The 13,621-nt window shown below is 58.4% G+C and carries 14 protein-coding genes; 2 read left to right on the forward strand and 12 right to left on the reverse strand.

The window, feature by feature from the left end; translation table 11 throughout:
• Nucleotides 1–144: 144 nt before the first annotated feature.
• From M493_RS01930 to M493_RS01985, 12 genes are all read right to left on the reverse strand, one after another.
• On the reverse strand, nucleotides 145–1,302 hold the full coding sequence (locus tag M493_RS01930; protein ID WP_020958589.1) for an MFS transporter: 1,158 nt from the start codon (nucleotides 1,300–1,302) through the stop codon (nucleotides 145–147).
• Nucleotides 1,302–1,730 carry a MerR family transcriptional regulator gene (locus tag M493_RS01935; RefSeq protein WP_020958590.1) on the reverse strand — a complete coding sequence of 143 codons (429 nt, stop codon included), beginning with the start codon at nucleotides 1,728–1,730 and terminating at the stop codon, nucleotides 1,302–1,304. The genes M493_RS01930 and M493_RS01935 overlap by 1 nt, the downstream gene beginning before the upstream one ends.
• Before the next feature lie 167 nt (nucleotides 1,731–1,897).
• A complete protein-coding gene (locus M493_RS01940; RefSeq protein ID WP_020958591.1) occupies nucleotides 1,898–2,380 on the reverse strand; it encodes a (2Fe-2S)-binding protein in 483 nt (160 codons plus the stop codon).
• A gap of 21 nt (nucleotides 2,381–2,401) precedes the next feature.
• Nucleotides 2,402–3,238 carry an FAD binding domain-containing protein gene (locus M493_RS01945; protein WP_020958592.1) on the reverse strand — a complete coding sequence of 279 codons (837 nt, stop codon included), beginning with the start codon at nucleotides 3,236–3,238 and terminating at the stop codon, nucleotides 2,402–2,404.
• Nucleotides 3,225–5,552 (reverse strand): xanthine dehydrogenase family protein molybdopterin-binding subunit, encoded by a 2,328-nt coding sequence (locus tag M493_RS01950; protein WP_020958593.1) that lies wholly within the window; start codon nucleotides 5,550–5,552, stop codon nucleotides 3,225–3,227. Before M493_RS01950 ends, M493_RS01945 begins: the two co-directional genes overlap by 14 nt.
• Nucleotides 5,539–6,177 (reverse strand): xanthine dehydrogenase accessory protein PucB, encoded by a 639-nt coding sequence (pucB, locus tag M493_RS01955; protein WP_020958594.1) that lies wholly within the window; start codon nucleotides 6,175–6,177, stop codon nucleotides 5,539–5,541. Before pucB ends, M493_RS01950 begins: the two co-directional genes overlap by 14 nt.
• The gene (locus M493_RS01960) at nucleotides 6,174–7,199 is read right to left on the reverse strand and encodes an XdhC family protein (RefSeq protein WP_020958595.1); all 1,026 of its coding nucleotides are present in this window, start codon (nucleotides 7,197–7,199) and stop codon (nucleotides 6,174–6,176) included. The genes pucB and M493_RS01960 overlap by 4 nt, the downstream gene beginning before the upstream one ends.
• A gap of 3 nt (nucleotides 7,200–7,202) precedes the next feature.
• Nucleotides 7,203–7,658 carry a hypothetical protein gene (locus M493_RS01965; protein WP_020958596.1) on the reverse strand — a complete coding sequence of 152 codons (456 nt, stop codon included), beginning with the start codon at nucleotides 7,656–7,658 and terminating at the stop codon, nucleotides 7,203–7,205.
• Complete coding sequence (locus tag M493_RS01970; protein WP_020958597.1) at nucleotides 7,651–9,906, reverse strand: molybdopterin oxidoreductase family protein; 2,256 nt, start codon at nucleotides 9,904–9,906, stop codon at nucleotides 7,651–7,653. The genes M493_RS01965 and M493_RS01970 overlap by 8 nt, the downstream gene beginning before the upstream one ends.
• A gap of 6 nt (nucleotides 9,907–9,912) precedes the next feature.
• Nucleotides 9,913–10,137, reverse strand: a complete 225-nt coding sequence (locus tag M493_RS01975) for a hypothetical protein (RefSeq protein WP_020958598.1) — start codon at nucleotides 10,135–10,137, stop codon at nucleotides 9,913–9,915.
• A 95-nt stretch (nucleotides 10,138–10,232) separates the two neighbouring features.
• Nucleotides 10,233–10,412 (reverse strand): hypothetical protein, encoded by a 180-nt coding sequence (locus M493_RS01980; protein WP_020958600.1) that lies wholly within the window; start codon nucleotides 10,410–10,412, stop codon nucleotides 10,233–10,235.
• Between the two features lie 15 nt (nucleotides 10,413–10,427).
• Nucleotides 10,428–11,273 (reverse strand): SPFH domain-containing protein, encoded by an 846-nt coding sequence (locus M493_RS01985; protein WP_020958601.1) that lies wholly within the window; start codon nucleotides 11,271–11,273, stop codon nucleotides 10,428–10,430.
• 273 nt (nucleotides 11,274–11,546) lie between these two features.
• On the opposite strand from M493_RS01985, the gene hutP reads away from it, so the two are divergent.
• Nucleotides 11,547–11,993 carry a hut operon transcriptional regulator HutP gene (hutP, locus tag M493_RS01990; protein ID WP_020958602.1) on the forward strand — a complete coding sequence of 149 codons (447 nt, stop codon included), beginning with the start codon at nucleotides 11,547–11,549 and terminating at the stop codon, nucleotides 11,991–11,993.
• Between the two features lie 100 nt (nucleotides 11,994–12,093).
• A complete protein-coding gene (gene hutH, locus M493_RS01995) occupies nucleotides 12,094–13,602 on the forward strand; it encodes a histidine ammonia-lyase (RefSeq protein WP_041267829.1) in 1,509 nt (502 codons plus the stop codon).
• Nucleotides 13,603–13,621 lie beyond the last annotated feature (19 nt).

Consider the following 13,621-nt stretch of genomic DNA (forward strand, 5'->3'; position numbering starts at 1 on the left):
AGCCGATGGGAAGCCGCGTGAAATCCACACAGGCTGCCAATAGAAAAGCGCCCGTTTTCAGGCGAAAACGGGCGCTGACCCATGCCAGCCGGCCGGTCTGCCAGTTTGCGTCAAGTTGTGCTGTTTTTGCCTTATCTTTTGTGGTCAGACTGTTTTCGTCGCTGACGGCTCGCGTTTGCGCCAGGCAAGAAAGAGAAAAGCGGCAAGCGACAGCGCCATGGCCACGATAAACGGCGCCTTCGCCGAAACGGCGTGGCCGATGACGCCCGACAGCACGGGAGCGATGGCGGCGCCCATCCAACGGACAAAATTGTACATGCCGGAGGTGACTCCGCGTTCGTACGGCGACGTTTCCATCACATAGCTTGTAAACAGCGCGTTGTTTAATCCAGAGATGAGCCCTGATAAAATAATGAGGGCGGTCATGAGCCACGTTTGTTCAACGGCGGCCAACAGCAGCAACAGCACGGCAAACAGCAGCAAGCTGTATGGCAACACTTGCTTTGGTTCATATTTTTTCTCGAGCTGATGGGCCAACACCGCCGAGCCGTAAGCAAGGCAAAGCCCCCAGCCGAAGAAAACGAGGCCGATTTGGATGGCCGACAGTCCAATGATCAAAGGCGAGTATGCCAAGACGACAAAAAAGCCGTAATAGTAAAGCATGCTGCCGACCGCCCCTTTTAAAAACGGCGGGAACGAAAGCAAGCGCCGCATTTCTTGCAGGCCGACCGCTTTTTTCGGTTTTCCTTTGTTCGGATCATAGACGAAAAAGGTGACGAGCAAAAAGGCGATGAAAATCAAGATGCTCGTGCCGATAAACGGGTAGCGCCATGAATGTTGGCCAAGCAGCCCGCCGACGAGCGGTCCGCCGGCCATGCCGAGGCCGATGGCTGCCTCATACAAGCCGACGGCGGTGCTTGCCTGCGGCGTTAAGGCGATGAGCAGCGTCATGGCCGTCGCGAAAAACGTCGCATTGCCCAATCCCCAGCCGGCGCGGAACATCGACAGCTGCGGAATAGTAGAGGCAAAGCCGCACAACAATGAAAAAATCGTAACGAGGCCGAGCCCGATCACCATCATTTGTTTATCGCCGACACGGCTGACAACAAGCCCGACCGGAATCATCATCACCGCCATCGTCAAAATGTAGGCGGTAAACAACATTTCCACTTGCCAATGGGTGGCGCCGATGCTTTCGGCGATGACCGGCAAAATCGGGTCAACAACCCCGATGCCCATGAACGCCAAAAAGGCGGCGGCGACGGTAATCCACCGCGCCCTTGTTTGTCTTCCTTCCTCCACTATTCTTCTCTCCTCTCTTGCAAGATGGCGTCTATTCGTTTGGCCATTTGTTCCAACTCTTGTTTAAATGCCATCATTTTCTCCATTTTGTCATCAAGCATGGAGATTTGTCGGTGCAGCCCGGCGGCCATTTGTTCGAGCTCGCGCCGCTGTTCGCTGCCGGCGGCGGCGTGGCGATATTCTTCCCGATGGGTCTTGATTTTTTCCTTCAACGCCAAAAAGTGCTGCAGCTCTTGAAGCGAAAAACCGAGCACTTCACGGGCGGCGACAATATTTTTCAACTGTTCGATGTCGTCGGCTGTATACAGGCGCGTGCCGCCTTCGCTGCGCGCCGGCGGTTTGATCAGACCGATCTCCTCGTAATAGCGGATCGTCCGTTTTGTTAAGCCGGTTGCTTTGGCGACGTCATCGATCTTGAATCGTTCCATTCGGGGCCCCTCGCTTTACCGTGATCACGATCGTTTTCACAAATATAACATTAACGTGAACGTTATATTTTTGTCAATAGGCATTTGGAATGGAATGGAAAAATACATGACAGAAAAAAACGGATGACCCGGCAAAGTGCGGAACATCCGTTGGGGGTAAGAAGAAGTCAAAAATCGGTTTTTGCTTTTTTGGCGGCGAGCGCTTCTTTCACCGCCGCTTCGATTTCTTGATAGCTTGTGCAGCGGCAAATGTTCGACTCGAGCCATTCTTGAATCGTCGCATCATCGGCGTCCGGATGCCGCTCAATGAGCGCGTGGGCGTTCATAATAAAGCCCGGCGTGCAATAGCCGCATTGAAAGGCGAAGTGGCGGACGAAGGCGTGCTGGATGGGCGCCCTGTTAAGCCCTTCAACAGTCGTGATTTGTTTGCCGACCGTTTCGATGGCCAGCATCATGCACGATTTGACCGGCGTGCCGTCGACTAGGACGGTGCAGGCGCCGCAATCGCCGTTTAAACAGCCCGGTTTGGCGCCGGTCAGGCCAAGCCCGCCGCGCAGGACAAACAACAGTGTGTCAGCGTGACGGGCGGCGACCGTCCGTTGTTCCCCGTTAACGTGCAGCACGAGCTCCCGCTTGGCCGTTTCTTCCATGTCCGTGCGTTGACCTCCCGTCTACATAGTTTCCCCTAACTGACGAAGCGCGTCTTCAAGCAGCTGGGCGGCGACAAACAGCCGGTAGTCTGCCGAGCCTTCAATATCATGCAAAATCGGGCGCGGAAACGCGCTGATCGCCTCCTGAATCCGTTCGGCGATGGGGCGGCTCCGGTCGTTAAGATGCGCCTCGACTTCCGCAGAACGAAACGGAAATGGGCAGACGCCGCTGAAGGCGGCGCGAATTGTTTCGCCGTTTTTCAGCGCCGCGATCGTGACGAGCGGGTAGCCGACTTCCCCTTGCTTGCGGCGCTTGCGATGGAAATGGGGCAGGGCGGCGGCGGTCCGGTCGACTTTGAGCTGGACGACAAATTCGCCGCGGCCGAGCCGGAGCTGCCGGTGAAACAACTCATGGAAGCGGTGTTGCCGGACGCCATCCGAACCGGCGATGACGACATCCGCTTCGGCAACGAGCAGCGGCAGCACCGTTTCGCGGTAAAAAATTTGCCCGCAAATGTTGCCGCCAAGCGTAATTTGGTTGCGCGCCGTCCGGTCAGCGACTTCTTTGGCCGCTTTCGTCAGCAGCGGAAACGGGTTCGCTTCCTCGAGCTCGGTGAGCGACAGCGCCGCTCCGAGCACGAGCGAATCGCCGCTTATTTCAAGCGTCCGGCATTCGGGGATGTGTTTGACGTCAATGACGGCTGCAGTCGAGACGAGGCCGAAACGGGATAAGGTGATGATTTCCGTGCCGCCGCCGTAATAAAGCGGCCGTTTTCCTTCCTGCTCGAGCGCGGCAAACAACGCTGCGGCTTCGGCGATCGATGATGGCCGGTAGTAAGCAAAATCAAACGGAATCATGGCCACCTCCTTTCTGCCTCCGCCAAATGAGCTCCGGCACAAGCGGCAGTTCATTGAGCGGCACGCTGGCAGCGAGCGACAAAGCGTTGGCCAAAGCGGCGGGCATGCCGATCAAGCCGTGTTCGCCGATGCCGCGCGCACCGTAGGGGGCATCGATTTGCGGCGTTTCGACAAACTCTACGATGTACTCCGGATGTTCGCCAAAGCGGATCGGCCGGTATGTGCGCAGCTGCGAGTTTAACACACGCTGTTCGTGGTCAAAAAGAAACCCTTCGCGGCTCGCAAAGCTGAGCCCCAAGCTCATCGCCCCCATCGCCTGGCCGAGCGCTGCTTTTGGGTTGAGCACTTTGCCGGCGTCAATGACCGCATACGCCTTCACAATGCGGTACGTGTAGTCGCGTCGGTTGAACTCCACTTCGACTCCTTCCGCGCAGACGCCCCATTCCGGCCCCGGCTTGCCGGCGCCGGTCTCGGGGTCGAGCGGGGTCAAGTGGCGCAAAATGTAATGGCCGCGCCCGATCACTTGCCCGCCGATGGCGTTGCCGTTCGGGAACTTGTAGCCGTAGGCAATGTCTTTGACCGGGATGAAGATGGCCGGATCGTCGCGCAAAAAGACGCGTCCGAACCCGACTTCCAAATCGTCCGGCGCGGCCCGCAGCACGCAGGCGGCGATCTCTTTCAACTGGCGGATGGCGTCATCGGCGGCGGCGAGCGCCGCACGTCCGGCCATAAACGTCCCGCGGCTGGCGACCGTTTTCCAATGTTCCGGCGTCGTCTGCGTATCGATGTCCATTTTGACATGAACTTGATCGACATCCATCTTCAGCCGTTCGGCGACGATTTGCGCAAGCACTGTTTTCGTGCCCGTGCCAATTTCGACGACGCCGGAGATGACGTTGACGCTGCCGTCGGAGTTAAACGTTAAGATGACGCCGGAGCTGGCGTCTGTATCGATGGTGGACGTTTTCCAGCCGCCGCTGATGCCTTTTGCCCGTACGGTATAGGCGTCAAGTTCGATGCGCTGCCATTCGTCCCAGCGCATCAGCTCGCGCAGGCGGTCGAGGCAGGCGGCCATGTCGCCGACATTGCTTTTCGTGAGCCGCACTTGTGTTGGAGTCGTATGCCCTGGGCGAATGGTGTTTTTGCGCCGCACTTCCCATGGGTCAAGTTGAAGCGCCTTCGCCAATTCATCAATGGCCCGTTCGATGGCAAATGCCTGCTCGCAATGGCCGAAACTGCGAAACGGCGTCGCGTACGGGCGGTTCGTATAGACGCAAAGCGAGTCGCAAACGACGTGTTCGACATGGTACGGGCCGGTGCAATCGACCGCGGCGGCGCGGCTCACATCGATCGCCTTGTCGGAATAGGCGCCGCCGTCAAATAGAAATACGATTTCCATCGCCTTCAAGAGACCGTCTTTCGTGGCACCGATTTTGACGGTCGCCTCAAGGCCGATATGGACGGGAGAGGTGACCATGTCGCATTCCCGGTTGTTCCAGACGCTCACTTTCCGGCCGCCGACCGCTTTTGAAGCAAGGTAGGCAAGCAGTTCCAACTGCACGGGGGCTTTCCCGCCGTAAGCGCCGCCGACAAGCGGCGTATGGACGATGACGTTGCCGGTTTCTTCGCCAAAGTACGTATGGAGCAGTTTTTTGATCATAAACGGCGACTGCGAAGAGGCGGAGATATGGATCGTGCCGTCCGGCCAAATTTCGGCGGTCGCGCAGCGCGTCTCCATGGCGGCATGGTCAGACGGCGTGAACGATACGCTCGTTTCGATGACGACGTCGCTTTCAGCAAACCCTTGCTCAATATGGCCTTTGCGGATTTTCGTCCGATGGGCGACGTTCGTGCCGGGCTCCGGGTAGGTTGTTTTGTTTTTTTCATAACGTTCAAGATGTTCATGCAATAGCGGAGCGCCTTCTTTCAGCGCCTCGCGCGGCGAGCCGACCGCCGGAAGCGGCTCGTAGGCGACGCGGACGAGGCGGGCCGCCTGTTCAGCTTGGAAGAGCGTATCCGCGACGACGACAGCCACGACCTCTCCATAGTAGCGTACTTTGTTGAAAGCGATCGGCGGGCGGTCGCGCATATCTTCGCCGGTGAGCGGCAGCCCCTCGCCGGTCAGCACGGCGCGGACGCCGGGGGCGGCGAGCGCTTGGTGCGTTTCCACCGAGACGATGCGCGCATGGGCGTACGGGCTTGTCACCAAGGCGGCGTGAAGCATTCCTTGTTCTTTAAAATCGTTCGTATACTTTGCCCGGCCGGTCACCTTATCCCATGCTTCTTTGCGGATGATGCTTTTACCGACGGCCACGGGAGTGTCCCTCCTTTTCTTCTCGATAGATGACGGCGCGCTCATAGTCGTCTTTTGTGTCGATGTCAATGCCGGTTGACTCATTGCCTTCGTACAAAAGGCCATGCCAGCGGGGGTCGCGAAAGAGCGTGCGCCCGCCTGCATCGCCGTCAAGCGCCAAGAGGGCGGGAAACATTTGGCTTCCAAAAATGACCGGGGGCATCGGCACACCGAAGCGGGAAAAGGCGGCGTAATCGGGACGATGCCGGCGATAAAGGGCGGCAAGGACATCGAGCGTGTCCGGCGTCACAAACGGCTGATCGGCCAATAATACAGCGGCGGCGTCCGCTCCTTCCGCCAGCACTCGGCGCACGCCGCAGGCCAGTGAATGCGCCTGGCCGCGGCGATGGGCTGTACAGCGGACGAAGCGGCACGTTCGGTGCTTCCGAAGTTCATCTGGAAGCCAGGCGAGCGTATCGGCCGGGGGGATGACGACGATGACAGGCGCCAGACAGGAGCGAAGCGCCGCTTTCAGGCCGGCGGCGCCAAGCGTCTCCCCTCCCCACGGCAGGGCGCGTTTATCGGCCCCCATCCGCCGGCTTTGTCCGGCCGCTAAATAAATGGCGGCGATCGTGTCGGCCTTCATCGGTCGGCCTCCGTTCCATGCCCGCGCAACACGCTGATCAGCTCGGCGGTGATGCTGATGGCGATTTCATGCGGGCTGCGCGCGCCGATGGACAGCCCAACCGGCGAACGGACAAACGGCGGGGCGGAGCCGGAAGGAAAGAGGCGGTCGGTGCGCCGCCGCGGGCCGAGCACGCCAAGGTAGGCGAGCGGTTTGTCAGCCAGCAACGAGACGAGTTCACGATCGCGTTCAAATTGGTGGGTCATCACGATGACAAAGTCGCGCTCATTCAAGCGAAGCGCCGGCACGGTTTCGTGCGGGAAGCCGACGACCCATCTATCGGCGTCCGGCACGTGCGCCTTCTGACAAAACGCCGGCCGCCAGTCGCTGACGGTGACAGAAAACCCGGCCGCTTTCGCCGCCGCCGCCAGCGGCGGGGCGTCCGGCCCGGCGCCGAACATGACGAGGCGCGGCTTCGGCCAAAAGTGCTGAACGTAAAACTCCTCCCCATCCGCCTCATACGATCCATTCCATCCCCTGAAAAGCGGCGCATCGCGAAGCCACTCCGTCCATTCCGGCCTCGGCATCCGGCCGCTGCCAAAGCGCTCTCCGGTTTCGCTTTGGAAAAACGGCGGTTCGTGTCGGTTTGAAAGGCTGCGGGCCATCAGAACATGTTCGCCGCGGTCAAGAGCACGCTTGAGCGCCAGCCAGAGCGGTTTTGTCCCGTCCGTCACCGGCTCAAGCCAAACGCGGACGAGGCCGTTGCATCCGGCGCCCTGCCCCCACGTCAAATCGTCCTCATTCCGCAAATCAAACGACACCGCGGCTGCTTCGCGGCTCGCCAATGCGTCGCGGACGCAGGCCGCCACCGCTTCTTCCAGGCATCCGCCGCTCAGCAGCCCGACCGTTTCCCCGTTTGCGCCAATCCACATGCATGTTCCTTCTTTTTGGTACGCGGATCCTTCCACATTGATGATCATGGCCAACACGCCATCGCCCGGCGCGGCGGCGATCGCTTCGAGCACAGCATGGTAACTCTCCATGGCTCATCCTCCTTCCGCATGGCGCCAAAGGCGGCTGAGCTGTTGAAAGCGCGGCGGGACGATAAACAGGCTTTCATAGCGGCCGTAGATGGCGGCGACAGCCGGCACGAGCCGGACGAGTGCACGCGTGAGCGCTTGAAGCGGCGTGTCCGGATGGAATCGGCCGGCCGCTTTTAACATTTCATTCGTTTCCGTCATCGCTTCAGCGGCGCGGAACAGTACGCTGAGATGGTATTTCATCCGGCTGGGCTGAAGCGGGTCGGCAAGCAGGGCGGCGGTGTGCACGCCAAGTTCGTGCGCTAAGGCGTCAAGCCGGGCGAAAAGCGGATAAGTGGACGCTTTATCTTGCACGTACGGACGCAGCTCTTGTTTGAGCGCTTCGTTCGCTGCATCTAGGTCGCGCAGCGGTTCACGCATTTGACTGACCGCTTCGGCGATGTTGCGCAACGGGTTAGACATGGGCATCACGCTCATTTCCAAGCCATTTTTCCACTTTGCAAACGCCGTTTTTGAAATGCGGCTGCTTTGACACTTGATCCCATGTATCAAGCGTCAGTTCGTTCGCCGCTTCTTGCTCGAGCAGCGAGCCGTAATGGAACGGGAGAAACACCATCCCTGGCAGCACTGAGTCGGTCAGGCGGGCGCGGACGATCGCTTCCCCGCGCCGGCTTGAGACGCGCACCCAATCGCCCGTGCGGATCTGCAAACGGGCGGCATCATCCGGATGGATTTCGGCATATCCGTTTGGCGCCGACATTTGCAAGAGCGGAGCCCGCCCCGTTTTCGTGCGCGTATGCCAATGAAAGACGTTGCGTCCGGTGTTGAGCCAAAACGGGTAGTCGCGGTCCGGCCATTCAAGCGGCGGCGACCAGTCGATTCCGTATAAAATGGCGCGCCCGTTGGCGCCAATGGCGGCGAACTCTTCACGCGTCCGCGCCCGTCCTGTCTGCATGTCGCGTCCGTATGATTCCGCTTCATCGACGCCGGTCGGAAACACGTTGTCGGTGTACAGCCGTTTTTTTCCTTCCGGGGATTGTTCGTTGCACGGCCATTGGATGCCGCCGAGCCGTTCTATTTTTTCGTACGTCATGCCGGACATGTCGCATGGGCGCCCTTTTGAGACGAGGCGCCACTCATGAAACGCTTCCTCCGGCGTCCGGTAGGCAATGAGCGGCCGGCCGCTTCGGTCGCGAAAGCCCATGCGCCGGGAAAACTCAATCAGCAGCTCCAAATCGGACGGCAAGCCGAACGGCGGGTCGACCGCCTTGCGGAGCACATTGACGCGCCGCTCTAAATTCGTCATCGTGCCTTCCTTTTCGCCCCATAAAGCGACCGGGAGGACGAGATCCGCCAATTCGGCTGTTTCGTTGAAAAACGGATCTTGAACGACAAGAAACACCCGTTTTAACAGTTCGATCACCCGCCGGCGGTTCGGCAGCGAGACGGCCGGATTGGTGGCGATCACCCAAAACAGCTGAATGCGCCCTTCTTCGATGAGGCGAAGCATTTCCATCACATGTGTCTGCGGGCCGACCGGCAGCGTTTCAACATCGACATTCCACAGATCGGCGATCTCTTGCAAATGCTTCGGGTTTTCATCGTTCCGATATCCGGGGTAAAAGCCAGCGCCGCCGACTTCACGGTTGGACATCGAACTCGGCTGGCCGGCGTGTTGAAACGGCCCCGATCCGGGCTTGCCGATTTTGCCCATGATTAAGTGCATCGAATTGACGAGCGAGGCGGCCGCCGTGGCGTCCATGCTTTGATAGACACCTTGCAGCAGCACGGTGACCGTCGTTTTCGACGTGCCGATCCACTCGGCGCACGTCCGCAAATCGCGCTCCGGCACACCGGTGATCCGTTCGACAACATCGGGCGTATAGCGGGCGGCGGTTTGTTCCAGCTGTTCGTACCCGACCGTGCAGCGGCGGATATAGTCACGGTCGATCCAGCCGTTGGCGATCAGCAAATGGATCAATCCGTTTAAGACGGCGACGTTCGTGCCGCTTCTTGGCCGGAGCGACAGATCGGCCATTTTTTGGCTGATGTCAAGGCGCGGGTCGATTTCAATGAGTTTTGTGCCGCGTTTTCGGCGGGCATCGAGCACCCGCTCCCAAAGGACGGTATTCGTTTCGTTCGAGTTGCGGCCGATAAATACGATCACATCCGTGATGTCCAAATCGTCAAGGCAGGCGGGAGGGCCGTCGGCGCCGAAGCTTTGGATGAGCGACCATTCGGCGGTCGCCGTGCACAGTCTTGTGTTGGCGTCAACATGGTGGGTGCGCAAGCCGGCGCGGGTGATTTTTGAAATCGTGTAATACTCTTCTAAATACAGCTGGCCGCTATGGTAAACGGCGATGCTGTCCGGCCCATGGGCAGACAGCAGCTCCCTCGTTTTGTCAACAAGCAGCGAAAGGGCATCATCCCAGCTCGCCGGCACGAGCGTCCCGCTTCGGTTGCGGATGAGCGGCCGCGTCAATCGGTCCAGGCTGTTGTTCGCCCACCATTGGTTCTCCCCTTTCGGCCCAAGACGGCCGCGGTTGACCGGATAGCGGACATTGCCTTTAATGCCGACGATGCGGTTGTCTTTCACCGCGATGTAGCAGCCGCAACCGTTTGAGCAAATGCCGCAAGTGGAATACACCCATTTGTCGATTTCGCCTTGCGTATATACGCTCATATCTTCGCGCGGCGTCTCCCATGCCATATACGGTCATCCCCTTATCCATGATAAATGGTCGGCGGTGATGATGGTCCGCAGTTGCTGGTACGTTGGATACGACGGTGTGTAGCTGACGGAACGGTACGGCAAAAATGGGGGCGGCACAGGCGTAGTGGCGGCGTATACAGGAAGCCATGCCGCCGGCACGTTTGTCTCGGCGCGAAACGGCGGCGTGATGAGCTGCCAAAAGGCAAGCGGCGGCAGCGGGTGGGCCATCAGGTCGTCCCCCTTTCGAAAAAGAGCTCTGCTATCATTATATTTCTGTAACAAATGCCCATGACTGAAAAACAAAAGAAGCCAGCCGTCATCGGCTAGCTTCCTTGTTGTTGATCCGTTTTTCCTTTCCCGAGCCGTCCCGCCCGCTTCGCCGCCTCCCGCAGCAAATACTCGATCTGGGCGTTGACGCTGCGGAACTCGTCTTGCGCCCATTGCTCTAGTATGGTGTACAGGTCATAGTCAATGCGCAAAGGGAACTGTTTTTTCTTTATCATCGCACTCCACAACCATCAGTATAGACTGCCGGTATTGATCACCGGCTGGGTGGCGCGTTCGGAGACGATCGCCACCATCAAGTTGTTGACCATTGCGGCCTTTCGTTCATCATCTAACTCTAAAATGTTTTCTTTGTCAAGTTGTTCAATCGCCATTTGCGCCATCGAGACGGCGCCTTCGACGATTTTTTTCCGGGCGGCCAAAATGGCGGCGGCTTGTTGGCGTTGCAACATGGCACCCGCGATTTCCGGCGAGTAGGCCAAGTGAGTGAGGCGCGCTTCCATCACCTCGACTCCGGAGACACGCAATCGTTCCTGCAGTTCAGCAGCGAGAACATCGGAAATAATATCAGCGTTGCCGCGCAACGTAATCTCGTTGTCGTCTTCAAACGTGTCGTACGGATATTTCGTCGCTACATGGCGGATGGCCGCTTCGCTTTGAATCTCGACAAATTGTTCATAATCATCAACGTCAAACACCGCCTTGGCTGAATCAACGACGCGGAAGACGACGACGGCGGCGATTTCAATTGGATTGCCTTGAACATCGTTCACTTTCAACTTGTTGCTCGTGAAGTTTCGCACGCGCAGCGATACTTTCTTTCGAACGGTGAGCGGTACGGTGAAAAACAGCCCGCTGTCGCGAATCGTGCCGAAATAGCGGCCGAAAAAGGTGAGCACTTTCGCTTGATTCGGCTGAACGATCGTGATGCCAGTCGCCAAGAGGGCGGCAAGGGCGAAGCAGAAAACGGCCAATAAGAGCTGCACTTGAATGAGGACGACAAAACCAGCCATAACGAAAAGGACGATGCATCCGATGCCGATAAATCCATCCATGCGCCATGCTTCTTGTTCTCTCATACCTATCCCCCTAATAGTGTTGATTTGATATTTATATGATATCATATAATCAAAAAAATGGAAACAGGGATTGATCATGTTAAGACAAGAAGAGGGATTCGCCCATAGCTCGCCACGAGGCGGATGTTTCTAACTATTTTCGATCCAGAAGCATAAAGGGCGATCGTTCAGCCTGTTAATGTTTTAATGTACTAAAAAATGGAAATTCATAATTGACATCGCTTTCATTGTCATCATACAATAGAAAAAAAGACCAATAGGTGTGTAGAAGCAATGGAAACACGACAAGCGCGCATCGGCCGGTTGGCATTGCTGCTGGCGATGCTGGACGAGGGGGAGGAAGGCCCGGTCCTCAACCAGCTTGAGGCGCTTTCATGGCGCTATTGTCAAGGGCGGGTCGGGGCGATGGAGCCGCAAAAAATCGTCGCGGCGGTCGAGACGGCGGCGAAGCGGCATGGAGTGGTTGACGGTGGCTTGTACCGTGAGATGCACGCCTTATACCATGCGATTTTAGAGGCAGTGCATGGCGTGACGAGGGGACAGGTACAGTTGGGAGATTTATTGAGAACCGCCGGCCTTCGTTTCGCCGTTGTGCGCGGCATGCCGTATGAACAGCCGAAAGAAGGGGAATGGATTGCCGTCGCCTTGTACGGAACGATCGGCGCTCCGGTGCGCGGGCTCGAGCATGAGGCGGTCGGGCTCGGAATCAACCATATATAGGAACCATGCCTAGAGCAAGGAGTGATGAGGAGGCGAACGCCGCCATATGGCGGGCCGCCTCTTTTTGTTTGTCCAACATGACCGAAGGGGGATGGAAGAGATGGTCGTATTAACAGGCCAGACGTTGACGCTTGATGAAGTGAGACGCGTCGTCTATCAGTTCGAGCCGGTGGCGGCGGCTGAAGAGAGCATGCAGCGAGTCCGGCAAAGCAGGGCCGTTGTAGAGGAGGCGATCGCCAGCGGCCGGACGATTTATGGCGTGAATACGGGTTTTGGCAAGCTCGCTGATGTGCGCATTGATGGAAGCAGCCTCGAGCAGCTGCAAATGAATCTTCTCCGCTCGCACGCCTGCGCGGTCGGCGCGCTGTTTGCCGAAGAGGTGGTGCGGGCGATGCTTCTCTTGCGGGCCAACGCGTTGTTAAAAGGGTATTCGGGCGTGCGTCCAGCGGTCATTGAGCAGCTGCTCTCGTTTTTGAACGCCGGCATCCACCCGATCGTGCCGCAGCAAGGGTCCCTCGGCGCGAGCGGCGATTTGGCGCCGCTTGCCCATTTGGCGTTGGCGTTGGTCGGCGAAGGAGATGTGATGTACCAAGGACGGCGGCTGCCTGCCGCCCAAGCGCTTTCACAGGCGGGGATCCCGCCGCTTTTCCTTCGAGAAAAAGAAGGGTTGGCGCTTATTAACGGCACGCAGGCGATGACAGCGGTCGGGGCGCTCGCCTGCTTGGAAGCCCAACAGCTTGCGTATGACAGCGAATGGATCGCGTCGATGACAATCGAAGCGCTGTACGGCATTATCGATGCATTTGACGCGCGCATTCATGAAGCGCGCGGGTTTCCGGAGCAGGCCGAGGTGGCGGAACGAATGCGCCGCTACCTCGCCGGCAGCCAGCTTGCCACAAGGCAAGGGGAGCGGCGCGTGCAAGATGCGTACTCGATCCGCTGCATTCCGCAAGTGCACGGGGCGTCGCTCAGGGCGCTTCGCTATGTGAACGAAACGTTGGAAATCGAAATGAATGCGGCGACCGACAATCCGCTCATTTTTGCCGACGGGGCGGTGCTCTCCGGCGGCAACTTTCACGGCCAGCCGGTGGCGCTCGCCATGGATTTGCTGAAAATTGCGGCGGCGGAACTGGCCAACATCAGTGAGCGCCGCATCGAACGGCTCGTCAATCCGCAGCTGAATGAAGGGTTGCCGCCGTTTTTAAGCCCGGAGCCCGGCTTGCAGTCAGGAGCGATGATCATGCAATATGCCGCTGCTTCGCTCGTATCGGAAAACAAGACGCTCGCCCACCCGGCCAGTGTCGATTCGATCCCGTCATCGGCCAACCAGGAAGACCACGTCAGCATGGGAACGACGGCCGCCCGCCATGCGTACATGATCGTGCAAAACGCAAGAAAGGTGCTGGCGATTGAGCTCATTTGCGCTTTGCAGGCGGTGGAACGGCGCGGCATCGAGCGCATGGCGCCATCAACAAGGCGATTTTACCAAGAGGCGCGCCGCCTCGTTCCGTCGATCGCGGCCGACCGTATGTTTTCCGCCGACATAGAAGCGGCGGACGCTTGGTTGAAAAACAGGGCGACTTGCTCCGGCCGTAGGATAAAGGAGTAAAAAAGACAAACGCGGCGGG

The organism is Geobacillus genomosp. 3 (genome assembly GCF_000445995.2).
In the GTDB taxonomy this organism is placed as follows: Bacteria; Bacillota; Bacilli; order Bacillales; family Anoxybacillaceae; genus Geobacillus.